The sequence below is a fragment of the Fervidicoccus fontis Kam940 genome, assembly GCF_000258425.1.
GTDB lineage: Archaea > Thermoproteota > Thermoprotei_A > Sulfolobales > Fervidicoccaceae > Fervidicoccus > Fervidicoccus fontis.
Window position 1 is genome coordinate 704,694 of sequence record NC_017461.1, and the last position, 26,596, is coordinate 731,289.

The 26,596-nt window shown below is 36.0% G+C and carries 23 protein-coding genes and 3 pseudogenes; 10 read left to right on the forward strand and 16 right to left on the reverse strand.

The window, feature by feature from the left end; translation table 11 throughout:
* The first annotated feature begins 464 nt into the window (after positions 1 to 464).
* The 4 genes from FFONT_RS03685 (at position 465) to FFONT_RS07055 (ending at position 3,649) form a co-directional block, all read left to right on the forward strand.
* On the forward strand, positions 465 to 887 hold the full coding sequence (locus FFONT_RS03685; protein WP_014557885.1) for a hypothetical protein: 423 nt from the start codon (positions 465 to 467) through the stop codon (positions 885 to 887).
* The gene (locus FFONT_RS03690; RefSeq protein ID WP_014557886.1) at positions 874 to 2,553 is read left to right on the forward strand and encodes a DEAD/DEAH box helicase; all 1,680 of its coding nucleotides are present in this window, start codon (positions 874 to 876) and stop codon (positions 2,551 to 2,553) included. The genes FFONT_RS03685 and FFONT_RS03690 overlap by 14 nt, the downstream gene beginning before the upstream one ends.
* Positions 2,554 to 2,656: 103 nt before the next feature.
* Positions 2,657 to 3,496 (forward strand): P-loop NTPase, encoded by an 840-nt coding sequence (locus FFONT_RS03695; RefSeq protein ID WP_014557887.1) that lies wholly within the window; start codon positions 2,657 to 2,659, stop codon positions 3,494 to 3,496.
* 3 nt (positions 3,497 to 3,499) lie between these two features.
* On the forward strand, positions 3,500 to 3,649 hold the full coding sequence (locus tag FFONT_RS07055) for a hypothetical protein (RefSeq protein WP_169311378.1): 150 nt from the start codon (positions 3,500 to 3,502) through the stop codon (positions 3,647 to 3,649).
* Between the two features lie 68 nt (positions 3,650 to 3,717).
* Here the strand turns inward: FFONT_RS07055 and FFONT_RS03700 are convergent, their stop codons facing one another.
* From FFONT_RS03700 to tenA, 8 genes and pseudogenes are all read right to left on the reverse strand, one after another.
* Entirely contained in the window at positions 3,718 to 5,079 is a 1,362-nt protein-coding gene (locus FFONT_RS03700; protein ID WP_014557888.1) for a DNA topoisomerase IV subunit A, read from the reverse strand.
* Positions 5,080 to 5,083: 4 nt separating this feature from the next.
* Positions 5,084 to 6,739 (reverse strand): DNA topoisomerase VI subunit B, encoded by a 1,656-nt coding sequence (locus FFONT_RS03705; protein WP_148683617.1) that lies wholly within the window; start codon positions 6,737 to 6,739, stop codon positions 5,084 to 5,086.
* A gap of 212 nt (positions 6,740 to 6,951) precedes the next feature.
* Complete coding sequence (locus FFONT_RS03710) at positions 6,952 to 7,896, reverse strand: deoxyhypusine synthase (RefSeq protein WP_014557890.1); 945 nt, start codon at positions 7,894 to 7,896, stop codon at positions 6,952 to 6,954.
* A gap of 10 nt (positions 7,897 to 7,906) precedes the next feature.
* Positions 7,907 to 10,756, reverse strand: a complete 2,850-nt coding sequence (locus FFONT_RS03715) for an RtcB family protein (RefSeq protein ID WP_014557891.1) — start codon at positions 10,754 to 10,756, stop codon at positions 7,907 to 7,909.
* A 246-nt stretch (positions 10,757 to 11,002) separates the two neighbouring features.
* A pseudogene (gene radA, locus FFONT_RS07300) lies at positions 11,003 to 11,614 on the reverse strand (DNA repair and recombination protein RadA); the annotation flags it as partial.
* Between the two features lie 6 nt (positions 11,615 to 11,620).
* A pseudogene (locus tag FFONT_RS07305) lies at positions 11,621 to 12,115 on the reverse strand (Hint domain-containing protein); the annotation flags it as partial.
* Between the two features lie 12 nt (positions 12,116 to 12,127).
* Positions 12,128 to 12,511: pseudogene (locus FFONT_RS07310) on the reverse strand (helix-hairpin-helix domain-containing protein); the annotation flags it as partial.
* A gap of 125 nt (positions 12,512 to 12,636) precedes the next feature.
* Positions 12,637 to 13,308, reverse strand: a complete 672-nt coding sequence (tenA, locus tag FFONT_RS03725; RefSeq protein WP_014557893.1) for a thiaminase II — start codon at positions 13,306 to 13,308, stop codon at positions 12,637 to 12,639.
* Between the two features lie 465 nt (positions 13,309 to 13,773).
* On the opposite strand from tenA, the gene FFONT_RS03730 reads away from it, so the two are divergent.
* Positions 13,774 to 14,649 carry a DMT family transporter gene (locus tag FFONT_RS03730; protein ID WP_014557895.1) on the forward strand — a complete coding sequence of 292 codons (876 nt, stop codon included), beginning with the start codon at positions 13,774 to 13,776 and terminating at the stop codon, positions 14,647 to 14,649.
* Here the strand turns inward: FFONT_RS03730 and FFONT_RS03735 are convergent.
* Together FFONT_RS03735 and FFONT_RS03740 are read right to left on the reverse strand one after the other, a co-directional pair.
* Positions 14,607 to 15,122: a nicotinamide-nucleotide adenylyltransferase gene (locus FFONT_RS03735; RefSeq protein WP_148683839.1), complete on the reverse strand. Its 516-nt coding sequence runs from the start codon at positions 15,120 to 15,122 to the stop codon at positions 14,607 to 14,609. The genes FFONT_RS03730 and FFONT_RS03735 overlap by 43 nt on opposite strands.
* Positions 15,123 to 15,139: 17 nt before the next feature.
* Positions 15,140 to 15,952 carry an SAM hydrolase/SAM-dependent halogenase family protein gene (locus tag FFONT_RS03740; RefSeq protein ID WP_014557897.1) on the reverse strand — a complete coding sequence of 271 codons (813 nt, stop codon included), beginning with the start codon at positions 15,950 to 15,952 and terminating at the stop codon, positions 15,140 to 15,142.
* Between the two features lie 537 nt (positions 15,953 to 16,489).
* Between FFONT_RS03740 and FFONT_RS03745 the strand changes: the two genes are divergently transcribed.
* The 3 genes from FFONT_RS03745 to FFONT_RS03755 all read left to right on the forward strand — a co-directional run bounded on the left by FFONT_RS03745 (position 16,490) and on the right by FFONT_RS03755 (position 19,304).
* Complete coding sequence (locus FFONT_RS03745) at positions 16,490 to 16,897, forward strand: hypothetical protein (RefSeq protein WP_148683618.1); 408 nt, start codon at positions 16,490 to 16,492, stop codon at positions 16,895 to 16,897.
* Positions 16,898 to 16,910: 13 nt separating this feature from the next.
* Entirely contained in the window at positions 16,911 to 18,110 is a 1,200-nt protein-coding gene (locus FFONT_RS03750; RefSeq protein ID WP_148683619.1) for a threonyl-tRNA synthetase editing domain-containing protein, read from the forward strand.
* Positions 18,111 to 18,404: 294 nt separating this feature from the next.
* The gene (locus FFONT_RS03755; protein ID WP_148683620.1) at positions 18,405 to 19,304 is read left to right on the forward strand and encodes a prenyltransferase; all 900 of its coding nucleotides are present in this window, start codon (positions 18,405 to 18,407) and stop codon (positions 19,302 to 19,304) included.
* Positions 19,305 to 19,348: 44 nt separating this feature from the next.
* On the opposite strand, the gene FFONT_RS03760 is transcribed toward FFONT_RS03755, so the two are convergent.
* From FFONT_RS03760 to FFONT_RS03785, 6 genes are all read right to left on the reverse strand, one after another.
* Complete coding sequence (locus FFONT_RS03760; protein WP_014557901.1) at positions 19,349 to 20,485, reverse strand: SufD family Fe-S cluster assembly protein; 1,137 nt, start codon at positions 20,483 to 20,485, stop codon at positions 19,349 to 19,351.
* Positions 20,486 to 21,916, reverse strand: coding sequence for a Fe-S cluster assembly protein SufB (sufB, locus tag FFONT_RS03765; protein ID WP_014557902.1), 1,431 nt, complete (start codon positions 21,914 to 21,916; stop codon positions 20,486 to 20,488).
* The gene (gene sufC, locus FFONT_RS03770; RefSeq protein ID WP_014557903.1) at positions 21,909 to 22,697 is read right to left on the reverse strand and encodes a Fe-S cluster assembly ATPase SufC; all 789 of its coding nucleotides are present in this window, start codon (positions 22,695 to 22,697) and stop codon (positions 21,909 to 21,911) included. The genes sufB and sufC overlap by 8 nt, the downstream gene beginning before the upstream one ends.
* Positions 22,698 to 22,844: 147 nt before the next feature.
* Complete coding sequence (locus FFONT_RS07095; protein WP_014557904.1) at positions 22,845 to 23,261, reverse strand: hypothetical protein; 417 nt, start codon at positions 23,259 to 23,261, stop codon at positions 22,845 to 22,847.
* The gene (gene deoC / locus FFONT_RS03780) at positions 23,254 to 23,973 is read right to left on the reverse strand and encodes a deoxyribose-phosphate aldolase (RefSeq protein WP_014557905.1); all 720 of its coding nucleotides are present in this window, start codon (positions 23,971 to 23,973) and stop codon (positions 23,254 to 23,256) included. The genes FFONT_RS07095 and deoC overlap by 8 nt, the downstream gene beginning before the upstream one ends.
* Positions 23,974 to 23,983: 10 nt before the next feature.
* The gene (locus FFONT_RS03785; RefSeq protein ID WP_014557906.1) at positions 23,984 to 24,184 is read right to left on the reverse strand and encodes a hypothetical protein; all 201 of its coding nucleotides are present in this window, start codon (positions 24,182 to 24,184) and stop codon (positions 23,984 to 23,986) included.
* A 92-nt stretch (positions 24,185 to 24,276) separates the two neighbouring features.
* Here FFONT_RS03785 and FFONT_RS03790 point away from each other — a divergent pair, with 92 nt between their 5' ends.
* Positions 24,277 to 24,648 (forward strand): hypothetical protein, encoded by a 372-nt coding sequence (locus FFONT_RS03790; RefSeq protein ID WP_148683622.1) that lies wholly within the window; start codon positions 24,277 to 24,279, stop codon positions 24,646 to 24,648.
* Between the two features lie 144 nt (positions 24,649 to 24,792).
* Positions 24,793 to 26,520 (forward strand): glycine--tRNA ligase, encoded by a 1,728-nt coding sequence (glyS, locus tag FFONT_RS03795; protein ID WP_014557908.1) that lies wholly within the window; start codon positions 24,793 to 24,795, stop codon positions 26,518 to 26,520.
* Positions 26,521 to 26,596: the final 76 nt, after the last annotated feature.

Sequence of the window (26,596 nt, forward strand, 5' to 3'; positions counted from 1 at the left end):
CAATGAAGAGCCTCGACAAACTGTTTTGAGTTTCATAAAAGTTTATATTTTGATGTTAATGTTTTTTTTGCTATTTATAAATCTCTCCGCATTTGAATTCTAGAGTTGAGCTGCTCTGTGAAGGGAAAAGAGCCCTTCCAGAGAACAGCGATAAGAAGATTGTAGAATTTCTTTAGATGCTTCGCGATAAAATCTATAGAACCCTCAGATGCTTTAGAATATTGTTGCATGCATAAACATGTTCTCCAAATACCTTGCTCTTGAAAGCCTTTAAGCCATATGCAGAACCAAGAAGGGATGCATCAACTAATATGAACTTATATGAGATCTGAATCCTTCACTTATCTGAATGAATCTCTTCAAGTATTAACTTTAAAAGGTTGAAATGCTCTAAATGAATTATGAATAATATTAATTTCTCAAAAATTCCGATGAAGAAGATCCTAAATGCGGATGATCTATAGATGAAGACAAACCCACGCAATGAGGAATTATATAGGCTCATTAGAAAAAAACTAGAGGGTTCTCCTTGGCTTGACGACTTACTCGCTCAGCTTACTGACTGCGAGGGTTCAGCATTTGATTCTATTATTATTTATGACTCAAGCGGAAAGTTGCACAAAGGGGTAAAAATGAGAGTAAAGCCTGTTCTAGAGTCAGATGGCTATTCTGTTGATTATGCAGAAAACATAACTTTACTAGAAAGTGAAAGTGACTGGGAAGAGTTGCCAAAATCGACAGAAAATTGCATAGACACAAGGATATTAAAGCAGGGGGAGCTAGTTGTAATAGAATGTATTGAACCAAAGCTTTCTTTAGAAGAAGTCTTCAGAATTATAAAAGAAATGGAAAGTCCTTCGGTGCTTTGCTATTATGAGTGGGAATGATATTGCAGGCGGTAATCAATTAAAATTTAGAGTTAAAGGCTGGATAGATAGAGAAATTTTTGCAAACTTAATGAGATTCAGTGATTATAAGGGAAGGGAGAATGGAGAAAGTCTTTTTGAAATAAATTACAAAAAGATCAGAGAGAATGGGATAACGTTAGAAGAAGTGCTTAATACACTAAAAAGCTTAGGGGACAAAGTTCCTCCCTTATCCATTCAAGCGCTAGAAAACATCATTAAAGGTGGAAACAAGATAACTCTCTATCTTGAAAATGACGAGATCGTCTTAAAGCCCAACAGCTATATAAAAGACTTATTTGTAAATCTTAAAGAATATTTGGTTTATGAAAGGGAGAAAAAAATATTTAAGGTATATCCAGGGAAATACTTCGATCTTTTAAAAAAAGCCAAAGACATAGGTCTAGAAATAGAGAACAAAACTGGACTTCCAGACAGCTTAAAAATGAGCAAAAAAATTAACTTCAAAGGAGAGCTAAGGAACTATCAAAAAGAAGCGTTAGAAAGTTGGAAAAATAATTCCTCTAGAGGAATTATCGCTTTACCTACAGGCTCTGGAAAGACTGTAATTGGAGCAGCTGCTATTGCAGAGCTAGGCGAGATGACCTTGATAATAACTTACACGAAGGAGCAATTGCTACAGTGGATGGAGATGCTTAAGAACTTTACCGACATACCTCAATCAATGATCGCGGCCTTCTACAGCGAAGAGAAGAGAATAGCTCCTATAACTATATCAACGTACCAAACTGCATTCAGACATATAAAAACTCTCGCTTATCGATTCAGCTTATTAGTAGTAGATGAGGTCCATCACCTCCCTGCTGATAAGTTCAAAACGATAGCTTTAGGAATGTACTCGCCACATAGGCTTGGGCTAAGTGCTACAGTCATTAGAGAAGATGGAAAACACGTTGAGCTCTTTCCTTTAATGGGAGGAGTGATATACTATAAAACTCCTCAAGAACTTGTAGAAAAGGGATTCCTTTCTCCTTATGCAAGTTATATTGTTAAAGTCGGCCTGAGCAAAGAAGAAGAGGAAAAGTATGAAAAATTAAAAAACATCTATAAAGCCCTAACCCTAGGCATTCCTTTTGCGGAAGTTCTGAAAAGGGCTAAAAGTGGAGATTCTAGAATGGCAAAAGCGCTTAAAATACACAACGAAATGGTGCAGATCTATCAAAAAGCTAAGGCAAAAGAAGAGGCTGTTAAGAAAATCGTTGAGCAGGAGCTGAAAAACGGCTCCAAAATACTAGTTTTTACTCAATATGTAGAACAGGCCGAAAAACTGGGAAATATGCTTGGTGCGCCTGTGCTTACAGGCTCCACTGAAACAAAGCTGAGAAAGAAAATACTTGAAGATTTTAAAAAGGCGCAGAGCGGGGTGCTTGTACTTACTACGGTAGGAGATGAAGGTCTCGATATCCCTGATGTCAACGTTGGAATAATAGTCGCAGGAACAGGGAGCAGAAGGCAGTTTGTTCAGAGGCTGGGAAGATTGCTGAGACCTAAGCCAGAGAAGACTGCAAAGCTTTATGAAATCGTCACCAAGGGCACAGCTGAAGAGTCTTTAGCAAGAAAAAGGAAGAAGCTGGAAATAGATTCGGATGAAAAGGAAAAGAAAAGCAAACAAACGAAGCTTTTTTGATGCGCATTTTCCTTATTCATGATACTTTTAGTTAATCAATACAAAGTATTTATTTATTTAAACGTTTTATTATAAACTAGAGAAATTTGTGAGGTTAATACTTATGAGCATTAACGCGGAATTTCTTAAAAAAGAAGCGGAAATGAAGGCGCTTTCAATTAGGAAAACTTCTATGATAAGATATAAGTTTATAGTGCTGAGCGGGAAAGGTGGTGTTGGGAAAAGCATTGTAACAGCAAATCTAGGTTTAGCTTTTTCAAAGCTTGGTTTTAAAGGTAAAATTGGCATTTTAGATGCAGATATTCATGGACCAAGCATACCAAGATATTTGGGCTACGAGAATGCTGAAGTATTAACCGATGGTGAAAAGCTATATCCTGTAGAGACTAAGTATGGGATCAAATTAATGAGTGCAAGCTTTTTCTTAAAAGATAAGGAACTGCCGATAATTTGGAGGGGGCCGCTTAAGATTAAACTAATTAGAGATATGATCACTTCAACTGAATGGGGTAATTTGGACCTTTTATTGATCGATACTCCTCCTGGAACTGGAGATGAAATACAGGGAATTGTGGAGTATATATCAAAGATAACTGGTGCAGTTGTAGTTACCATACCTTCAGACGTATCTCTACATGTTGTTAAGAGGGCAGTGAGCTTTTTGAAAACCGTCAATGTACCGCTTAAAGGAATAATAGAAAACATGAGTTTTGTAAGATGTAATGATGGATCTGTAAAGAGACCATTTGGAGAAGGAGGAGCAAAAGTTGAAAAAGAACTTGGAGAAAAAATAATTGCAAGAATCCCTATGAATCCCCTTCTAAGTAACCCAATTGATGACACTAACAATCCATATGAATATGATAATCTTAATAATAATGAGGTTGCAATATCTTTTATGGAGGCGGCAAAGAAGCTAATCGAGTCACAATCTGGGGTGTAAATATTGACAAAATGGCATTTGAGATGCACACAGTGTGGGACTGAATGGTATTTGGAAGTCAGCTTCAATTTAGCAGAAATGAAGAAAATCTATCATTATTGCAAAACTTGCAAAAAGAATACATTTCATGAGGTTTTAGAAAGGCTAGATTGATTTTTATCTATTGAAAATAAACTTGAAAAGAATGAAATAAATTTTTAATTGTATGCAGAAAACTGAGCTCAGTCTAGCCAATCATTTGTTTCTATTTTCCTTGGAAGGTACTCTTGAGCCAAGAACTTCAATCCCTTACTGGCCATGGCTTCAATTTCCAGCTTGCTATGCGTCAGGAAGAAGATCCCTATTTCCTTAATCCATTTAGGATCTTGGAACCATGGGTATCCTGGCGACTTCTTTATAGTCTTCTTCCCGCCTCTGCTGGACTTCAGCTGCTCATTAGTAAACTCCTTATATACTTTATCGCCTACTAGTTCAACTGCTCTTTCTAGATCTTGCTCCTTTGCCCTTATGATAAAATTCTTCCTTTCTTCTTCAGTCATAAATGGCTTTTTAGTTAGCTTTTCCTTGTAACCAAATGTCTTTAACGCCTTAAGAAACCTCTCTTTTTTCTCCTCTCTTAATTTTTTGGTATCTCCGCTTTTAATTTCCTCGGGCGATAAATAAACTTCATTTAAAGGAACGTCGTCGCCAAAGACGTCGCTCATGGTAACTCCTAAAAATCTTGCTTTGGGCGTAGCAAGCCTCTCACTTTCATAGCTGAGTGTAATAGAGCCTATTTTGAATACGCTATAGATATAAAATCCATACGGATCACTATCAGCTAAAATATACACAGGGAGTTTGAGCTCTTCGTTCAATCTCCTAACAAATCTTCTTGTTGCCCTGTCAGGCTGTCCCGCACTCGTAACTAATATCGCTTTATTAGCTTTCCAATATCCAAATCTGTGCAACTGCTGAAAAACTGCATCCTTCTCAACAACTAAAACATATTCAGCGTTCACATCCAAGAATTCTATTAGATCTGGCGTAGATTCTATAGCATAAGCTCCATGACCCATCTTGCTCAGATCTATAACATCGTTCCCGCTCCTAAGTCTCATATCTCCGACAACTTTCCCCTTTTCTTTACTTAATATGAGCATCTCTTCCCTAAGTTTCCCAGTCAGCACCTCAACATCTCTGAGAACTGCATCGCTCTCCTGTTGCTCTTCCCATGTATTTTTAAACTTATCTTTTGGAGAAACATGGGGGAGTGTGTGCTTCCCTCTGTAGTAAATATCTCTTATTGTAGGGTACTCGTTGTTTACTAATGCCTCATAAATGATCCTTGCCATCAAGACTGTCTGCATAAACCTTCTTGCTTCATTTTCATCAAAGAACTTTCTAGTCAGCTTCTGCTCGCCAAGCAGTAGAAGCTTTCTCTGCCTGTCATAAATTGTGTTTGCCAATGTCCTCTTCTTGATTATAAGTTTTGGTTCTTCTCCTTTTCTCACTTGTTCAATTAGCTTTTCAAATGCCTTCTTTACCGCCTTTATTGACAACTCTCTAGCTTTTTGGTCTATTTTGTCTTGCAATCCTTCCATAATCCTACTCCTCCTTTACCTCTTCTATTATTTTAACTTTCTTTTCAGCGATTGCTTTAAGCGTGCTTTCAAGCTCTTGCGCAATCTTTTTTCTTTCTTCAGGAGAAACCCCATCGTAGAATACTGCAAGGTTTTGTGCTACTTCAGGTATATATTTGAGGAATATCCTGAATTTCTCCTCAGCTTCCTCTCTTTTTCTCTTTTTAACTATATACTTTCTCAATCTCCTTGCTAATTCTTGAACAGCAGCTTCTACTTCTTTTCTAATTTCTTCTACCTGTGCAATACTTTCCTTTCCAACACCTTTATATGGAACTTTTGTTGACGCTATATGAACGAGAACGACTACTATATCGGAAGGATCAAGCTTATAAGTGTTCTTCCAGTTAAAATCATCGGGATTGACAACGCTCCAAATTAAATCAGCCTTTTCATCATAAAGCAGAGGGATCTTATTCGCATATCTCAAAAGTGCAATAAACGGTCCGCTTTGCCCTTTTATAGAATCTCTTGCAATTTCATCTAAGTTTTCGCTTAGTTTTCCTCCGTATGCTATTCCTGCTTCAACTATAAACGGATGTCCTCCGTATGATTTCGGCTTCCTGGTTATCGCATCTACAAACTCAGGATTGAGCACCTGTTTAAGTCCTATTTTTATTAATTCTTCTCCTATAGGAGATAAAGGATCAGGAGAAGGAGAAATGAAATCTACACTTTTTATAGATTTATATAAAGCTTCTATTTCCTTATCATTCAAGTTCTTTGGATTTCTATCAAAATCAATTCCTGCAATTTTCAATATTTCTTCCGCCTTTTTTTCTCCAATCCTCTGAAAGTTCTTCATTAAGAAGTCCTTTATTGTCTTGTTCTTAGATTCGGAAATGCTCATCTTAAGCATTTCCAAGTCTATGCCTAAAGGGTGAGGTTTGGTTTCCTTTGGAGGTACAGGCAACTTATCTGTGACTCTCTTATAACAGACGATCTCGCTTTCTTCTTCTCCATTTCCTTCCTGCTCCCCGTTAAACTTCGGCATTATAAGAGTTATATCAGCATATGGTGCAATGATGGCAGTTCTTTTTACATATACAGAAATGTAGTCTCTCGTCCTCTTATTCCAGTCTCCCTCTATTGTAACCTTTGCAATTGTGCCATGCCAACTTGTTTTTTTCTCCCAAGCTCCTTCCTCAAATACTATTGGCTCATTTTTTCTTATATCAACGCTTAGCTTATAGTAGAAAATCTTATTTGAACGAGAAGTGCTACTGTATATTTCAAAGGGCTTCCCAGTTGTTATTTGGCCATATAGAATTGCCATCTTTGCACCCAATCCATACATACCTCTTGTCTGTCTAAACTTATACTTAGAAGAATAGAGTATTCTTCCAAAAGCATCAGGAATTATATTACTTGGTATACCTATTCCGTTATCCTCAACTGAAACCGTGAAATAGTTTGGATTTGAAGAGTCTTCTCTGCTAATACTTATAACTACGTTCGGCAGGATGCCATGAACTTCTGTTGCATCAAGACTGTTTTCAACAAATTCTCTAACAGTCTGATAAAGCGCTCTCGAAGGACTGCTAAATCCAGCGATTTCCTTATTTCTATAGAAAAACTCAGATGGACTGAGCTGCCTAAAAGACTCAACATTTTCTGTCATCGTATCCACCGCACTTATGTCCCTAACCACTTAAAAACCTTTTTTCAAAAATAATTATTATACTTATGAGGTATTTAACTAACTGAGCATCTTTTCATTTAGCATTAACGTTTATTTCTTCATAAAGTTTGAGCTACTGGTTAGAAAAAATATTATTAATATTAAATTATTTCCTCTGCTAACATTTACCTCAAGTTCAATTTAATCCTATATCAATATAGCGCTGAAGCAAGGATTGGGAGAGTTATTGTCGCATCGCCGTAGACTACTATATGTTTTGATTTAGATTTCAATTTACCCCATGAGATTGCCTCTCTCGTCTGCGCTCCACTTAGACTTCCATCATATTCTACGGCAGTTGTTAAATATATAGCGTAGTCCAGCCCATTTTTGAACTGGTTCCACCATATAACATGATGCTTGCTTATACCTCCACCAATAATTAATGCCAAGCTTTTTTTGTCCTGCGACTCGAACGTCATATCTTCTAGAAGCTTTTCATCTAATGATAAGTCCAGTTTTACGTTGTATATTCTTCCATAGATTAGTGCATTAGTTCCAAAACTGCCATCATACATTCCAGGCACTATTATTGGAACTTTTCTTTCATATGCAGCCCTTAATATAGAGTTTTTATCTTCTATTTTTTCCCCAATGCTCCATAAAGCTTCATATACGGCAAGAGTTTTTCCTTTCTTCTCTTCCATAAATTCTTTAACCGCTTTTTCAACTACTTCACCATAGCTTTCAAATGGAACAAATACGTTTCCGAGCCTATGAATGTTGTATTCGTAAAGCATTGAATCATCGTATTCAAAACCTCCCTTAAAGTATCCTGGACCTAAGGCCTTGGCAATATCATGATCTAATGTTCCAGCAGTTGTAACAACTACGTTGAAGTGCCCGTCTCTTATTAGCTTTGCAAACAGACCTCTCAATCCAGTCGATACTAAATTTCCTGTAAATGAAAGGAACCTCAACTCGCTTTCTTTCCTACCTTCACTCAATATCTCTGCCGCTTTCGACAAATGACCTGCCATGAATCCGTGTATCTGCGAATAATAACTTATGAGCGTTTTAAATGATTTGATTTGCTCATCTGTTGGAGGTTCATCCATTATTTTTTCCTTCAATAGCTCTTCTCTGCCATCTTTCATAAAAACCACCTCATCCTTTAGTTACACCAATTGGCCTTAATTTAAGTACCAGTTTTCCAATACCGACTTTATCAGCTACAAGAGCTACTCTGTCTACATCTTTATAAGCACTTGGAGCCTCTTCTATAAGGACGCCTTTTGACGATGCCTTGACATATATGCCCTTTTTACTCAACTCGCTGATCAGCTGATCTGCCGTATAATTTTTGAGAGCTCTCGATCTGCTCATCCACCTTCCTGCTCCATGTGGAGCTGTAAACCACGTCCTTTTTCCTTCATTTGTACCAACAAGAACATAACTTGCAGTCCCCATAGATCCCGGAATAAGAACTACTTGTCCTATGTTTTTATGATCCTTAGGAATGTCCGGATGTCCTGGGGGAAAAGCCCTCGTTGCTCCTTTTCTATGCACTACCAACCTCTTCCTTTTTCCATTTACTTCGTGCTCTTCAATTTTCGCAATGTTGTGAGCAACATCATAGATTATTTCTAAACCTAATTTATCATCATCTGTTTTAAATACTTCCTTAAAGCTTTCCCTAACCCAATGAGTTATCAGTTGCCTGTTAGTCCAGGCATAATTTGCTGCCGCAGCCATAGCTTTAACATAATCTTGCGCTTCTGGAGAATTAAAAGGTATGCTAGCAAGCTCTCTATCAGGAGGGACCGTACCGTACTTCCTCATTACTTTCTCCATTATTTGAAGATAATCACTCGCAACCTGATGACCGAGTCCTCTGCTCCCCGTGTGAATCATAACAGTAACCTGTCCTTCATGTGTTATTCCTAAGAACTCAGCTATTTTTCTGTCAAAAATTTTTTCCACAACCTGAACCTCAAGAAAATGATTTCCACTTCCTAAGCTACCAAGCTCCGGTGCCCCTCTGCTTTTTGCTCTCGATGAAACTTTAGATGAGTCCGCTATAGACCAGCTACCTCTTTCTTCTATATGTTCAGGATCCTCGCTTCTTCCAAATCCATGTTCAACAGCCCATTCAACTCCTCTATTGAGTACTTCATCGAGTATTGTTGGAGTAACCTTTATTTTTCCCTCACTTCCTAACCCGCTTGGGACATTTCTTGCAATAGTATCAACTAGTTCCTTTATTTTCGACCTCACATCTTTTTCATCAAGCTCAGTTCTAAGCAGTCTAACGCCGCAGTTTGATACTATTATCCCATTCGCAACGAAATTGTGCGCATCATCATTGACAGTAATATCATAAACATAGCCATCATAGGTCTTTATTTTAATGTCTTCTATCATATCATATACTATATCTCCTTGCAAATTATCTTTAATCCAGTCCTCAAATCTTGGAAAGTTATAAGAGACTCTCGGGACAGTAATTCCATCATATATTGCTCTTTCAACATATTTTTTGTTTATCCATTTAGACTCTTGAGAAAGCATAATAAAAAGAGCTCCTGCTGATTGGCCCTTAACATGCATTGATGCAGCTTTTTCTGCAACTGATGCTTTTTCTTTGAGTACATTAATCTTCAATCTTAGCCAAGATGCCGCTGCAATAGCCAATCTTTGTCTTCTAGGATTGTAAATATAGCCTACTCTTGTCCAAAGCCTAATCAAAAATTTAGGCTTTGTTGATACCAGTAATTTGATCCTCACTTTATCCCCAAGATCCTCCCTACTCATTCCAAGTGTTTTTATTCCAAACTCTTCAAGCATTGATGCAATATCTTTAAGAAATTCCTCCGCATTCTTCTCTAATTCTTTAAGCTTGTTTACTGAAACAAAAGGATGCTCAAATTTATATCCATTAATGGTTTGTGGCTTATTCATTTCTGCGCCAAAATAAGCTGCAAGGTACAATCTCTTCATCCATAGAGGTAGTTCTTTTATCCAACTAGGAACGGTAAAAGGAACATGGGTCTTCTTTCCAATAGGCGCTCCCAATTTCTCAAGCAATTTCCTGAAGCTCTTTGCAGAAACATATACAGAGTTTTCCTTCCCTTTGATTGTCCTGCCATTGTATTCTGAAGCTCTTCTTCTTGTTTTTATATTTGAAGGTTTATATCCGAGAAGTTCGATATCTTTTCTAATCTCTTCCAGACCTTCTTCACTTCCGTAGAACCATGTCTTCTTTCCATCAAATGTTCCATCTCCAGTGAAGTATCCAAGCAGTTTTATAATCAAAGGCAACTTCGGATTGTCTGTATATAGAGGTAAAAGCCCTCTTTTTTCTAACTCTTTTGCAATGTTTTCTTCTAAGTCTTTTCTATCTAATAGTAACTTCTTTGCTGGAGCCTCATACCTAACTCCACTAAACGGATATGTAGCTATTCTCATCCCTTTCTGAAGATCTTTTGCGAGAATCATTCCCCTATCTGTCAATATTGGATGATCATGACTAGCCTTTATGATTCTTCCCGTTTTTGTTTTAATTATATAGATTTTCTCTTCTTTCCTATAGAACCAAAAAACAACTTCCGCATCTCTAGAACGACCATTATTGACCAAAACCTTATCTCCAATTTTTAATTCTTTGATATATCTCCATGCACCATAACTATCAAGAACTTTCATGTCAGGAGTTAGGCAGTTTATGTCATAACCGACGCCGCCGGGACTAATAACACCATTTTCCTCTATATCCATTCCTGCAACTCCGCCTATAGGAAAACCATAACCCTGGTGTCCGTCAGGCATCACATAGCTTGCATCAACTATGCCATTAAGGCAGGCTACATTGGCTGCCTGTTCTAAAGTTAAATCTTCCTGCATTTTCGAAAGAAGAAACTCATCGGCGAAAATAACAGCAGGAACTTTCATACAAGTTTTTTCTCCTTTATCTATTACCCATTTATATTCATTGATTTTCCTTACTTTGACTGGCAAACGAATCACCTTATTTTAAAATAAATATAACAATCCATGAAAATTATACTTCTTGTAAAACTTAAAATTATAATACATATCATTTTATAGATTTAATTTATCAAAGGTTATTAACTTTTAACAAAGCGTGAAATTTTCAGCCTAGAAATTTTTTACATGTCACAACTTGTTTTTGCAAAAGATATTGATATCGCTGAATTTTTTCTATTCCATACTCATGAGCTAGTTTTTGATTGAGAAAAGTTATTATTCTTCAGCATCTCTGATTCCATATTCTGTAATTGAGAACACTACTTCTCCCTCTGGAAGATGAGGAGCATCAACGACTTTAGCGATCCTCTTATTACCTCTGCTCTTTCTAAGCTGAACTCTTACGCCAGGAGCATGATAGAGTACGTGCCCCCCTACTGCTTGAGTAGGGTCTCCGTAAAAGACATCAGGTCTTGCCATTACCTGATTAGTGATAACAACAGCTATATTATAAATCTCAGCAATTCTCATAAGTTGGTGAAGATGTCTATTTAGCTTCTGCTGCCTCGACGCTAAGTTTTCTCTTCCAGGATATTCTGCCCTGAAGTGACCTGTTATAGAATCCACTACTACCAATTTTATACCTTTTTCCTGGATCATTTTTGTAACTTCTTCAACTACTGCCATTTGATGGTCACTATTTACCGCTCTTATATAAAATATGTTTTCCATAACTTCATCTGGATTTAGCCCTAACGCTCTTGCCATCGCTTCTATTCTCTCCCACCTAAACGTTCCCTCGCTATCTATATATACCGCCCTGCCTGAAAGCCCTCCCTTATCAGGTGGAAGCTGGACGTTCACTGATAATTGGTGGCTAATTTGCGTGTTATGAAGAATAAGCCCAGATGCTGAAAGGAAGTTGTGAGTGCCAGGAACAACTAAGTCATATACAAATCCTTTTCTATTCACTAATTTCTTTTCAACAATTTTTTCTATATTAAATCTCTCATTAGATTTTTGAGATAATACTCCTGAAGTTTCAAATACTGGCACTTCATCTCCTTCCTTTAGCGTATAGCTTTTCTTCCAAACAAGTTTTCCTTTGCTACTTACCAAGAAGGGGTGACTTAAAGTAACCTCTATTTTTTCGCCGTTGGAAAGTTTTATCTCTACAAGCTTTTCGACTTTTTGTTTATATATGTACTCTGCTTCGCTTAACTCCATTCTGTTGCCCGAAAAAGTAATGACTTTATTTTTGTTTAAAAGTGGAACCATGAATCCACCGTCATACATTAGCTCTTTTCCTTCGGACGCCTTCATTTCATAAAAGCTTTCTATATCTATTTTTTTCACACTTCCAAAGTCTTCTATTATTACCTCAGTTTCAGGAGAAAAGCACTTTCCAGTTCCAAATTCGCCGAAAAATTCGGTCATGGTTCTTGTTTCTACTCCTCCTCCAAGAAGGTCATCAAGAGATTTACTTCCGGTCGTTATCTTCCCTACACTTTGCCTTTCCTTTTTAAGCTCTAACGCTGTCTTAAATCTTATTTCTAGTGCATCCCTTGCAGCTTTTATAGCCCTCTGTGCTGTGTTAATTGGTATTCCTACCGCAGCGCTTATTTCCTGTGGTGTTGCAACTGCTATTGCTTCAAGAGTTCCATATCCTGCTTCGATCAGCTTGGTAGCAGTTGCAGGGCCTATACCAGGCAGATCGGTTAAAGTTTTTATAGCATTTATTTCTGATTCGTCCTTTTCTTCATCTTTTTTCTTTTCTTCCTCCAAATCTTCACTTTCAGAAGTTTTTTGAGATTTGGGTACCAAAATACTCTCCCTTTTATTAACTTATAATTGATCGAATACTCTTTTTCCTAGTATAAATAAATAGTAGTCCGAAAATATTTTTTTCGCTAAAATTCAAACGGAAAATCATTCCTCTTATAGACAGCATCGAAAAACATATATTCGTATATAGTGCTGAGCCTAAATGTCCTCTTAACTTTCTTCAAAGCTTTTTCATCAAGTTCTGAAAAAGTTTCCTCAGCTATTTTGAGTATTCTGTTAACTATATTTTCATATTTTATGTTAATTGAATAAGTTTCTATCCACTTTTTATAAAGCGGATTTGGAGAAGATTCCTCTGCGAGTTTTTTCCCGACCTCTAAATAAATCCAATAACAAGGCAGAACTGATGATATACCTATAGGATAATCTTCTAAAACGATAGTCGATATTAGATGATTCGAATATGCCAACGTAACTTGATTCGGTCTCACTTCCTCTAGTTTCTTTCTATCGATATTCCAAAATGAGAAAAAGCTCTCCTGCATAGCCTTTTCCACTTCATATACTCCAATAGCATCTTCAATAAATGTCTTCTGCCACTCTTCCTTTGGCATTTTCGATGAAAGTAGAGATAGAGCTTTCGAGTAATTAGTTAGATAAATGTAATCTTGAATTATGTATTCCCTGAAAACTTCTTCATTTAACGATCCTTCGGAAAGCTCTTTCAAAAATGGATGATTAAGTATTGCTTTAAAAATGTCTTCTATACTATCAAAAAGCATATTGAGAACGGTCATTTTTCGACCTCATAGATAATATTTATCAAGAATTTTATCTTAACTTAAAATATTAAATTAACTGTATTCCAACTAATTTACACTGAAGGCCCTAGCCTTTCACTGCGAGGAAGAGTCAAATTTTTCAACAAACAAAAACCCTTATTTCTTTGAGATAGGAATAAAAAGTTCACAGCTTCACATAATATATTTTTGCTTTGATGATAAGGATGATAAATATTGAAATAGCAAATGCTTTGTTAATGATCGAACCTATGGAAAAGATGAAAGACTGACGGCTTAGAGAAAAGATCTGGAGAGGTTCTTTGACCATTCTTATGTATTTCAATTGAAAGAATGCATTCATGGATATGTACTGGAATCCTATGATCCTGCAGGAAGGAATTAATTATCCTAAAGAAGAAATTAGGATAATATTAATTGAGATTTTTGGTTCAACATGCTAACTCCAATGAGGTCTTGTAAATGAAGGAAGAAGGAAAAGCTTTGGTTTTCTTTTTAATATATGTGATCGGGAGCGTCCCACTGAATTTTTTCGTAAAAGATCTTCTGGAATATTTTAGCATTGGTTTTTCCCTTTTTATCAGATTCATCATCATGCTCTTATTTACAATACTGTTTTCGAAGAAGATCATTTTAAACAAAAATATAGCAGTTCTTTCTTTTTTCGTCTTTTTGAGTACAACGTTGTGGCTATATAGCCTCATATATCTTTCTCCAGCAGATTCACTAGTTTTAAGCTATTCTATGCCATTAATTGCATCATTAATTGGAAGAAGGATTTTGAACGAAAAAAGCGGAGAAATATATGGAGTACTTGTGGCTTTTTTGGGCTATATAGCTTACAGTTATAACTTAATGAAAGGTTTCACATTATACGGAACTGTTCTTTCTTTTATAAATGCATTTGCATGGGCTTATTATAGCGTTCTTTATAGAAAACTGAGAACCTTTGATGTATTTGTTCTTAATTCATCAGTTTTCCTTATTTGTTCGTTGTTCTCCCTCGCTGTACTCCCTTTATATCAGCCTATCATTAAAGCAGGGGCTGATGACAATGTGTTCGCTGATGTTATTTGGTTCGCAACAATTGGAGGAGCGATTCAATTTCTTTCTTGGAACAGAGTCCTTTCTATATGGTCGGCAAGCAAAGCTACAGTTTTAAGCTATATTGTTCCAATTTTGACTTTTATCATCCAATGCTTCTCAAATAAGGAGAGTCCATCGCTTCTTCAAGTAATTGGAATAGCTTTAATAACAATAGGCGTCATTTTAACATTCAGAAACGAATTAAAAAATCATTCTAATTCGTCACTAAGCGATGAATCGATAAGCCTTTGAATGCCGCTGATTTGCTTTATGATTCTCGCTACTGAAGGAGGAACATAGCTTTCCCATTTCTCTCCACTGAGCATTTTTTTCCTAATTTTCTTGCCACTATATTCTGACCTAAGAAAGAATGGAGGAACTAGAACATCATATCTTTCTTCTTTAGCAAGTCTTATGACAAGGGGATTTCTAGAGCATACAGCATCAAAAGGAGGTAAGAGGGATTCTAGGTAAGAAATCCATATGCTGTTATACTCTATATCGGGCACAGGCACTATATAGAATTTGCTCAGATCGAAGCCTTCTTCCTTTAATGCCTCTCTTATCATAACCATCCTCTCTCCTGCAGTAAACGGATTATCGACCATATGGCTTTTTTGCGCGCTACCAATTGCAATTATTATTTCATCGCCAAAATTTAGCATCCATTTTATAACTTCTATATGTCCATAGTGAAGTGGTTGAAACCTTCCTGGAAATAATATTCTATTGTAGCGCTCCTTTATTTCTTCAAACAAACCTTTTCACCAATTTTAAATCCATAATCTGCGAATAAATTACCCTTGTTCTTTGCAAGCTCCAGGAATCCAAAGCTGTTTTCATAAATTGCAAGTTCATTTTCTTCTAATAAGCTAAAAGTAGGAACATTCTTAAAAATATATTTCTTGTTATCGCTTTTCTTCAGCACTTCTACGTCTTTTCCCATAATGCTGAGGATCTTTCCCTTAGAAGAGAGAACTACATTTCCAAAAACGTCCTTGTGAATAATCTCAAAACAGATATAAGCACCGTCCTTTTGCATCTTAATAAGGCTAAGCTTAGAAAGGGATTCCAAATTGAGCGGATCACCGAAAAATCCAGGATCCCCGTTTTTAGCAAGCCTAGCCGCTATTGGCGCAAACACATCTCTGCCGTGAAATGTAGAAGATATGTTACGCAGGTCGCTCTTTTCAATAGAGATTGAATAGGCTTCTGCTTGAGAGAAATTCTCCTCTATAATAGGCCAAAATATCCCATTATCCGGACCAACAAAAAACCAGTCTCCTGCTTTTACTATTAAAGCCTTCCTATCACTTCCTACCCCTGGATCGATTACTGCTAAGAAGACCGTTCCACTGGGGAAATATTTATAGGAAGTGTAAAGAAGATATGAACCACTAATAATAGAAAACGGGAGGACATTATTAGAAATATCTAATGTTTTTACCCTTCTATTTTCCTTCATTATTACCGCTTTCATTACTGCGACATAATTGTCGATATCCCCAAAGTCTGTTAATATTGCAATTAAGCCTTCTTCATAACTTCTCTCCATGCTTCCTACCTATTGTATGGTTTTCAATATAATGGATTTTTTTTATTATTAGCTTAAAGATATTTTTACCGTTTATATTTAAAATTGTCTTTTAAAAAGTATATCGGAGAAATATTATTGATATATAAAAAACATCCAAATCTATATAATTGATTAAGCAAGCAGATATTTTTATGATTTAAACTGTAATATAATCACTATATGTTCATTCTCCTATCCATATTACCTTATTCAAATTTTGGATTCATTTTAGAGAAATGGGCATAAATTTTTCTCATCTATTTGGGCTTGCATCTTTCACTTGCAGATAAGTGGGGAAGATCGAAATCCCACATTAGTTTTTTATGAGATTTACTTTTTTGGGCTATGGACTAAACTTCGTGTTTAGCTAAAATAGTTAATGTTAGGGATCCCTCACTGCATATAACGTCTTAAAGATATTTAAATATCAAATCCACTATAAAATAGTGAAATCTTCAATTGTAAAAAGGATATATTATTTTAGTTAATTCATATAAATCATAATGGTGAACTTAAGTGCCGATGGTTCAAATTAGCACGGAAAGAATTAGCGCAGAAAAAGTATCTGAAATCCCACCGCCTATGATGAGATATAATACACAGCTCAACGTAACAAAAATAAGCGAGGATCCTCATACTGGCATTGGAGCTTATGAATTTAGGATCTCCCTCCTCTCGGATCCTATGGTAGTAAATATAGTTATTACCGGAAAAGTTAGAATACAAGCACAAAACCAAGATGAAATAAAAGAAATATTTACAAAAAAGAGCAATGAAGAAAGAGCTAACTTTGTTGCCGGATTAGTACTTCCTCATCTTATGGGAACTTTAATTTTGATCTCAAGGGAGTTGCAAGTCCCTCCACCTCTTCCAATGGCACCTCCACCTCCTCAAAAAACTAAAGAAGATTTTCATTCAATTTGAAGTGGGAGAAAATATGAGGATTTTGCAGATTCATGCGAAAAAGTTTTCTTTTAGAACAGTTTCGGAAGCGCTACAGAAGAAAGATGAGACACCCATACACGAACTTAGCAAAGAAAATGTCCTTGTTGCTTTTATAAGTGTAGAAAGAGGAGACGACGAAAAGGTAATAGAAAATGCGACAGAATCTATAGCCGAACATGCAAAAAAAGTCAATGCTAATAGCATTATCATTTATCCATATGCTCACTTATCTAGCAATTTAGAAAAGCCTGACCAGTCTATAAAAATTTTAGATGAGCTTAGCGAAAGGTTAAAAGATAAAAAACTGGAAGTGGCTAGAGCTCCTTTCGGCTGGTATAAGGAATTTGAGCTTTCGTCCTTTGGACATCCTCTTGCAGAACTGTCAAGAGAGTTCTCTTCTGCGGTATCGCTTCAAATTAAGCTATCAAAAAACTCATATGATAAGCTTGTCAACGACTATCTCAAGAGGTTTGGCTTTGAGGTTTATTCCAATGGATTTAACATAAAAGAACCTTGGGACAGCTTAGTTAAAGAGTTCTGTATGCTCAAAGCTGAAAACGAATTTTATGAAACCCTGAATGGAGTCACTTTAAAAGAAGGAAGCAGAAGTTTTTTCAAAGCGAAAATATTGCCAGGAAACAACGAGATCTTTGACTGCACAATGGATATAGACTTTTCTATTATTAGGAATAACATTAAGAATTTGAAACTTGAAAATGAGGAGGGCATTGCTTTTTACAGAAGTGAAAATGTGGACTCAATACCAGTAGCAACAATCATTAATAATAGATATTTCCCTTTCTTCAACGGAAGCCTCTTTTCCCTTATACTAGATAGATTAATAGAACTCGAGGAAAAGAAAGCACTAAGTCCATATTTACCTATGCTATTTTCACCATATCAAAGCGTAATTCTTAAGGTTGGAAACGTAAATGAAGAAAAGATAATAGAAGTAAAAAGACTGCTAGAATCGATAGGCCTTAAAAGGGTGTATCTAGATCTCAGCAATGAAAAGATTGGTAGCAAATTACGAAAATGGGGGATGAAGTGGGTTCCACTGGTTTTTATCTATGGAGAAAGAGAGGAGGAAACTAATACTATAATTTTAAGGGAAAGAAAAACCAATGTACAATATACTATCTCTTTAAGTGAGTTAGAAGGTGCAGTAAAGAAATTTTTAGAAACCCAATAAAATATGAATATAAAAAATGATGTGAAAATAGCAGCGGAGGATTTTCCGATGAAGATGTGAACCTCCACTGATTTTTAAATTATAGTAATTCATAAATGCATATATGCTTTTTACGTGTTCATGTCAAACAAAAATATAGAATATAAAGCTATAGTCTTCCATCCGTTCCCCAAAAGGAGATATTTTGATTATATATTGAATACTTTGTTTTGTTCTAACTTTTTGTTGAAAAATTTCTTTTTGTCCAAAAAATTATAAAATTCCTAGATATTTTTACTAGAAGGAGGATGAACCTTGACTAAAGCTAGAGAGTTATTTACTTATGCAAGGCCTTGGTCCTTTCCTATGACGATTATTGCTATATCTTTCGGAGTATTCTATGCGCTTTTAAAAGGTTTTTCGCCCGATATTTTATTAAAATCGTTGATCGTTATCCTGGGAGGTATACTCTTTCATGCTTCTGCTAATCTTTGGAATGATTATTATGATTATAAAAGAGGAGTAGACATAAAAGAAGCACCAACCAACATTTATAGAAAGCATCCAATCCTTTCTAATAGTATTAGTTCACAAGGAATTTTTATATATGCTTCATTATCCGCTATTGTAGGTGTTTTGCTCGGAATTCTTATATATATATTTTGGGGCAATATTTGGGGTATAATTTTTGGAATAATTGGTCCTTTTCTAAGCTTCATGTACACAGGTTCAAAGTTTGCGTTAAAATATCTCTCATTAGGTGAGCTTGAAGCATTCATTGCATATGGCTTTCTTTTTTCTATCGGAAGCTATGCGATAATTACAGGTGACTTAACCTTTAGACCAGCAATTTTTTCGATACCGTATGGGTTTCTCGTTGCCGCTGTATTAACTGCAAATAATACTAGAGATATAGACTTCGATCTATCAAGGGGAGCGAAAACTTTATCGGTAAGGATTGGGAAAAAGCTCTCATTAATTCTTCTTGAATGTGAATTAACTCTTCCTTACATTTTAACATTGATCCTTGTTTTTATGAAAATTTTTCCGGTATGGGTCATAATTTCACTTGCAAGCTTATACAGAGCGCTAAAAACTATAAAGAATTTTAAAGAGAAAGTACCTAGCAATGCGGATCCCTTGTTAGCAAAAATAACATTAGAATTTGGTTTATTGTTTTTAATAGGACTTGCAATTAGCTTACTAATCTTGTAACGTTTAAGGAGTAAAAGCTAGCAATAAAGAAAAACTCAAGTAAGTTACAAACGAATGTTTTTTAAGAAGTTATTTGACCATTCTATAGCTTCGTTTGAATTTTCAAACAGATCCTCCACCATATCAATGAGCATTGATTGCGTTAGAAGAAAAACTGCCTCCTCTCTTTTTAGCCCTCTGCTTGACAAATAGAACAGGATGTCCTCTGGAATGTCGGATATGTCAGTACTGTGCTCTGCAGTCTTTATTAAATTAGTGGTTATTTCCAGTATTGGAACAGAGTGGTTTATTGAATTTTTCGATGTTTTTATTAGATAGCTTCTTAGCTTATTTTCGCTTTCGATAGAATTAGTTTCTGCCTTTAATGTGCCTCTGTGAACTATCTCTCCGCCCGCATTAATTCCTCTTACAAGTATTTCCGCTATGCCTTGAGAAGAGTCATTTAGAATATTAGTTGTAAGATCTGCTCTGTTGTTGTTTGTGACTAATGATAGAGCCTTTATATTAGCTTTAGACATGCTTCCTAAGATAACTATGTCGGCTCTGTTGTGGATGATGCCTCCACTTGTAGCAGTCCTTACGCTTATATCATCTTTACCTCTTCCAAGAATTCTTGTCTCATAAAAGAACGGACTATTGTTTGGGGCTTTAACCAAATTTAGTATTTTTATCTTGTTTTCTCCCTCTCCATCAATTTCCAAAGTAAAGCTTGAAAGAGATGACTCAGAAATCGGAGCATATATAACCTCAAGATTTAACGATGCACTTCTTTCTAATTTTATTGAAAGATGATGAGATGATGATCCTTTTTTAGGCGGAATAATTGCTAATTTTACATTGCGCTTTTCGCCCTCTTTTATGAGCAGTGAAATATACTTATCTATTCTTAAGAAGTGCTTGGCATACACTTTGCCTTCACTTAAGTCGTACAGCTTCAATGCATTTCTTGAAAATTTCTCAACTCCTATATCGTTTATTCCGCTATACTCAAAGCCGTCCGGCTTTAGCAATATTGTAGGGGATTTTTTCAACGTACCTATGTCAATCCATCCTACTGTTCCCTCTGGCATGTACCCTAACAATTCATCAAAAGTAGCCCAATCAGTATAGTATTTGATAGTAGGACTGTCCTTGAACTTCTGATAGGGCATCTTTTCTAATTCTAATTCAGAAGACGCCATCTATCCTTTCCCTCCAATGCTGGAAAATTCAAGCTGTATTACAGAGTTAAGAACTGAAGCCATTTCGAAAGGCAAATTAACTAGTACGTTTTCTAGATATCCTAATACTATAATGCTTTTAGCCTCATTTTCCCTTAGGCCTCTGCTTTCTAAGTAAAACAACTGATCCTCATTTATCTTTCCAGTTTTAGCCTCATGATTTACAAATGCAGTATCTTCTAGAACCTGATTGTGAGGATATGTATAAGCTTTACTTTTTTCATCAAGAATTAAACTTTCACAGCTGCTTGTAGCCCTTGAATTTATTGCCCCTTTATTTATCCTAATCAGCCCTCTGTAGATGTTTATACCACCATCGGCACTTATACTTTTATTGACTATTTTGGCCGCTGTATTCTTTCCATTCATAATTACCTTTGCGCCAGCATCTTTAATCTTATTTCCCTTTGAAAGAGTTATGGTATAAATAGTAGTTTTAGAATTGTCACCTTTTAGTATGGTACTAGGATAAACATAAGTAACTTTGCTTCCAACGCTTCCCTCTAACCAGTCGACTTCTGCACCTTCCTCAGCAATCGCTCTTTTGTTATTGAAATTGATAACATTTTCACTCCAATTTTGAAGGGTTGTGAATTTTATATGGCTGTTTTTATGCGCATAGATTTCGACAGCGCCATCATGAAAACTGTACGTTTTGTACATTGGTGCTGAACAGCCCTCAATAAACTCGATATAGCTGTTTTCATCTAAAACTATGAGGGTATGCTCATACTGTCCTTCAAGAGCCTGAGATATTACGAAAAAAGCCTCAATAGGTTGCCTTATCTTCACATTTTTTGGCACGTACACAAACACTCCGCTGCTCCAAAGTGCATAGTGAAGAGCAATAAACTTATGCTCAGTAAACGGAAAAACTTTGGAAAAATAACTTTTAACTATATCTGGATATTTTTTAACAGCTTCTTCCATAGGGATCATTATAACTCCTTTTTCTTCTAATGCCTTCTTAGTTTTAAGATAAATTGTATCGCTTTCTAAATGCAAGCTCAACCCAGAAAGAGCCCTAGCCTCTACCTCAGGGATATTAAGGACTTCATACATTTTCCTAATATTTTCCGGTAACTCCTCCCAGCTTTTAGCTAGGTTAACATCAGGCTTTAAATAATGCGTGAGCTCGTCTATTGTAAGTTCCTCTACTCCAAGGAGCCAATTTGGTGTTGGAAGCTTTTTATACCATTCAAAAGCTTTTTTCCTCAGCCTCAGCATCCACTCAGGCTCATTTTTTAATTGACTAATTTCTTCGATAATGCTCTCTTCCAACTCTCCTTTAATTTGGAACGAATACTTTACTGAATTATTTTCCAATCCTCTCTGTTCTGTCAGCATAGAAATTTTTCTTCTAATTTCTTCTCTGCTTAAATCCTCACTCATTTAAATCACCTGCAGTAATGCCAAGCTTTTCCGCAAATTTTTTATATCCCAACTCGTCAACTTGTTTTGCAAGTTCGCTTCCACCTTCAGCTATTTTCTCTCCATTGAAAAGCAACATAACCTTTTCAGGCTCTACATATTTGAAAAGTCTCGTATAATGGGTTATGAGGATCACGGCTCTATCCTCTTCTTTCATTCTTTTTATGATATTAGATACTATCTTAAGTCCGTCTACATCCAATCCACTATCAGGCTCGTCCATTATGATGTTTATAGGTTTAAGCACTAGTGCTTGAAGAAGCTCAGCCCTCTTTCTCTCTCCTCCGCTGAATCCTACATTCAACTCCCTGTATAGAAAATCTGTGGAAAGCCCTACTTCACTTGTAGCCTCATTCATCTCTTTTATTACTTCAGGTCTATGCACTTTAAGAAGCTCGACTTCTTTTCCAATTTTTTTGTTGTATGAGCTAAGTATTATATTGCTAAGCCTTACTCCCGGTATTTCTGGAGGAGATTGAAACAGTAACATAAGCCCCCTCAAGCTTCTCTCATGCGCACTCAAATTTGTAACATCTTCCCCATTTATGTAAATTTTACCGCTGATTACTTCATACCTCGGATGACCCATTATCACGTTTGCTAAAGAGGTCTTTCCGCTTCCATTTGGACCCATTATAGCAAGGACTTCGCCATTGTTGCACTTTAAGCTCACATTTTTAATAATGATTTTGTCTCTAACTGACGCTGTTAGGGAGATTGTTTCTACCGTCAATTGCTCCACCTCAACTTATCTCGCAAACCATTAATAATTCTTGTACTAAAGGAAAATAAAAAAGAAGTATATACAGTTATAATAATTATAATAATGATTTATTCTAAATTAATTATTATTCTTCTTTGAGAGATTATTTCCTTTAGTAACATTTTTTCATTTTTCACAAAATTCTTGAAAAAATTTCTTCATTTTTAAATTTTCGCTTATAGCCTTATCTTCAATAATTCTGCGTACACCATCTAATCCTAATTTTTCATAGCAATCCCTGCATACAACCCTGCTCTTATCTATCCTAACCATACAGTCCGGACAAACAAGCTTTCCGCAAATTTGGCATCTTTCAACAGCATTCCTCCTTTTGCAAATTTCACATAGTGTTTCCGAGCAAACTATGCACATTCCTTTTTCCTTATTATAGCAATCATTACAGACCTCTCTTCCGCAAATTCTGCATTTATTTTTTCTCTCCTTTTTTCCGCATATTTCACATTTTTTCTCAATGTTATTAGCTAAGATATCGTCTATAATAAACGAAAGCTTTTTTACGTAATTTTCTTTATTTTCATTCATTATATACACTTTCAAACATGCGTAAAGCCTGAGGATATTCATTTACAATTTTAACGCTTTGACTTGCTCCTAAAATATTTGCACCAAAAGCGAGCAGAAGCAGAGCTTGAATGCCGCTTCTGATTCCTCCTGAAGCTTTGATTTTCTGCTCTCTGCTTACAGCAGATCTGATTACAAGTATGTCATCTATATTTACACCTCTAGGTCCAAAACCTGTTGATGTCTTTATGTAGTCACCATTACTTTTTTCTATCATTTTAGAAAGCTCAGCTATCCCAGCATTGTCCAAATATCCGGTTTCAATTATAAACTTAACTTTTCCCCCAAGCTCATGAGTAAGATCAGAAAGCTTTTTTATTTCATTCTCAACGTAACTTTTGTCACCTGATATATAGGACATTACATTGATCACAACGTCAACCTCTTTAGCTCCATTGGAGAAGGCAAGTTCAATTTGTTTCTGTTTAATTTCCAAAGGATCTTGACCGAATGGAAAGCTTATTACTGCAGATATTGGAACTTTAGAAAGAGATGAGAACTCCTTAACATAGCATAGAGGGATGACCAAGCTTCTAAAAGAGTATTTTTCTGCTTCTTCCAACCCTCTAATAATTCCGTTCTTTTTTTCATCTATTTTCAAAACTGTATGGTCTATTCTTCTAGCCAACTCTTCTTGATTTTTTGGGATAGATTTTAGATCTATTTTTATCATTCCTTTCTCCTCACTCCTTTTTCTTTTTTGCTAAAGCCTTTTTTATTTGATCGTGGTTGCAGATATGTCTTATAAGGTCACTTTCCGTAAAGAAGATTGGGGCGTTTTCACCAGCTCCGCAAATTGGACAGTAGAATCTACCATCCTCTCTTTTCAAAGTTTTAAAAATAGAGCCTTTATAATCAATAATGACTTCATTTATTTTCTCCAACTAGGTTCACCATAAAATTGAAAATGAAGGATCAAAAATATTTATGAAAAGTTGCTATTATATTTTAGCAGGCGCTTGCAGGGAATGCCAAATTGAGTTATAGAGTTTTGCTTCAAACAATTGAATCCATGTTAAGGTCTGAAGGTTGCAAAACTAAGGCTGAAAGCAATAATGTTTTGTTATTTAAGTGCATTCATGAAGATGTGGAATATTCGTTCGCTTTGGAGATAGATAGTATCTCTGGATACGTGCGCATATCTCTTTTGACCGACTACGCTTATGAAGGAGACTACAAAAATATATCAGCAAAGAACTTTGAGCTCTATGGTATTAAGGTTGCCATAGATCCTGAAGGATACCTTGCTTTTATAGCTGAAATTCCACTTATATGCTTAACTAAGGGAGGCATTGATATTATCTTAAATTTAATCAATCTATTAGAAAAAATAATTAAACTAATATAGTAGGATAATTTTGCTAGAATTTAATTAAAAGCATATCTTTAAAAATTTGGAAAAATAGCTAAATTCTATACTGATTTTAATATTTGGTTAAAACATCGCTTTCAGTTGAAAACCTGCATTAAAAGAGATGATGGGGTGTGATAGTTGAGCTTGCCTGACAAAATATTTGAGATTGGCAAAAGAAGAGGGTTTTTCTGGCAGTCTTATGAGATTTATGGCGGAGTTGCCGGCTTCTATGACTTGGGTCCTTATGGAATACTCCTGAAAAATAATATTATTTGCGAATGGAAAAGGCATTTTATCTTGCCGCATCAAGAAATGATCGTCGAAATAGAAGCTCCCATCATAGGTCCTGAAGCTGTTTATAAGGCAAGCGGGCATATTGAAAGCTTCACAGATCCTATAGTCTCATGCACATCCTGTCATAGAATTTACAGGGCAGATCACCTCATTGAAGAAAAACTTGGAGTAAAGGCTGAAGGAAAAAGTCCGAAAGAGCTCACGGAAATTATAAGAAACAATGATTTGCGATGCCCATATTGCGGAGGAGTCCTCGGAGAGGTTTCCCTCTTCAATTTACTCTTTAAAACACAAATAGGGCCATATACAGGAGATGTGGGGTACTTTAGACCTGAGCTAGCACAAGGAATGTTCTTATCCTTTAAAAGAGTCTTCACTACTATGAGAGAAAGACTTCCTCTCGGAATAGCCCAAATAGGAAGAGTTGGAAGAAACGAAATAAGTCCTAGGCAAGGCATGCTAAGGCTTAGAGAGTTCACTATAATGGAGATAGAGTTCTTCTTCGATCCGGAAGATCCTGGTGCAGAAGATGCGCTCAAAAAAGTTTACGATAAGAAGCTTAGGATACTTACAGAAGATGCAAAAAGAATGGGAGAAAGAGAGCCAAAGATTTTTACAATAAAAGAAGCTTTAGAAACTGGGCTGATAAAAACGCCATGGCTAGCATATTGGATGTACGTTTCACAAGAATTCCTCTATTCTTTGGGAATACCGTATGAAAATCAATATTTCGAAGAAAAATTACCAGAAGAAAGGGCTCACTATTCAAAGCAGACATTTGATCAGCTAGTTAAAACTGAAAGGTGGGGATGGATTGAGGTATCGGGTCACGCATACAGAGGAGACTATGACCTTTCTAGGCACTCTATATATAGCAAAGAGGACCTTTCGATATTTAAACAATACCAAACACCACATATAGAAAAAAGTCTAAAGATAATGATTAACAAAGCCGCAGTCGGAAAGGCATTCAAAAGCGAGAGCGAAGATGTGATCTCTGCGTTGAATTCTTTAGATCCGAAAGAGTTGAAAGAAACTCTTGAGAAAAATGGATTCATCACAATCAAAGGAAAGAAGATAACAAAAGAAATGGTTAATATGGTTGAAGAGGAGGAAAAGATAACTGGAAAGAGATTCATACCGCATGTCGTGGAGCCTTCATTTGGCGTCGAGAGGCTCTTATACGTAGTGATGGAATACTCTCTCAAGCAAAAGGAGGACAGGTACATACTTTCTCTGAAGCCTAGTCTCTCACCCGTAAAGGTTGCAGTCTTTCCGCTAGTTAATGACGAAAAGATAGAAGCTCTGGCGAAAAGCATATATGAAAGCTTAAAAATGAGTGGCTTCATGGCATTATATGATGATTCTGGAAGCATAGGAAGAAGATATGCGAGAGCAGATGAAATAGGAGTTCCATTTGCAGTTACGGTAGACTATCAGAGCTTAGAAGATAGTACAATAACTATAAGGTTCAGAGATACATGGGAGCAGAAGAGGTTGAAAATTGACGAATTGACTGAAGCTTTAAAAAACCTATTAGAAGCTAAAAATATTTATTCTGAAATAAAATAAATTAATAATTGCCTTTGTAGGTATTTCTTTTAAGCTTTCAAATTTCACATCAATATAAAGCAATATTGAAAGGTGA

What these genes read in the sequence shown, in the direction of transcription:
- FFONT_RS03685 (WP_014557885.1), top strand. Translation starts at nt 465, where the DNA reads ATGAAGACAAACCCACGCAATGAGGAATTATATAGGCTCATTAGAAAA.
- FFONT_RS03690 (WP_014557886.1), top strand. Translation starts at nt 874, where the DNA reads ATGAGTGGGAATGATATTGCAGGCGGTAATCAATTAAAATTTAGAGTT.
- FFONT_RS03695 (WP_014557887.1), top strand. Translation starts at nt 2,657, where the DNA reads ATGAGCATTAACGCGGAATTTCTTAAAAAAGAAGCGGAAATGAAGGCG.
- FFONT_RS03700 (WP_014557888.1), bottom strand. Translation starts at nt 5,079, where the DNA reads ATGGAAGGATTGCAAGACAAAATAGACCAAAAAGCTAGAGAGTTGTCA.
- FFONT_RS03705 (WP_148683617.1), bottom strand. Translation starts at nt 6,739, where the DNA reads ATGACAGAAAATGTTGAGTCTTTTAGGCAGCTCAGTCCATCTGAGTTT.
- FFONT_RS03710 (WP_014557890.1), bottom strand. Translation starts at nt 7,896, where the DNA reads ATGAAAGATGGCAGAGAAGAGCTATTGAAGGAAAAAATAATGGATGAA.
- tenA (WP_014557893.1), bottom strand. Translation starts at nt 13,308, where the DNA reads ATGACCGTTCTCAATATGCTTTTTGATAGTATAGAAGACATTTTTAAA.
- FFONT_RS03730 (WP_014557895.1), top strand. Translation starts at nt 13,774, where the DNA reads ATGAAGGAAGAAGGAAAAGCTTTGGTTTTCTTTTTAATATATGTGATC.
- FFONT_RS03740 (WP_014557897.1), bottom strand. Translation starts at nt 15,952, where the DNA reads ATGGAGAGAAGTTATGAAGAAGGCTTAATTGCAATATTAACAGACTTT.
- FFONT_RS03750 (WP_148683619.1), top strand. Translation starts at nt 16,911, where the DNA reads ATGAGGATTTTGCAGATTCATGCGAAAAAGTTTTCTTTTAGAACAGTT.
- FFONT_RS03760 (WP_014557901.1), bottom strand. Translation starts at nt 20,485, where the DNA reads ATGGCGTCTTCTGAATTAGAATTAGAAAAGATGCCCTATCAGAAGTTC.
- sufB (WP_014557902.1), bottom strand. Translation starts at nt 21,916, where the DNA reads ATGAGTGAGGATTTAAGCAGAGAAGAAATTAGAAGAAAAATTTCTATG.
- FFONT_RS07095 (WP_014557904.1), bottom strand. Translation starts at nt 23,261, where the DNA reads ATGAATGAAAATAAAGAAAATTACGTAAAAAAGCTTTCGTTTATTATA.
- deoC (WP_014557905.1), bottom strand. Translation starts at nt 23,973, where the DNA reads ATGATAAAAATAGATCTAAAATCTATCCCAAAAAATCAAGAAGAGTTG.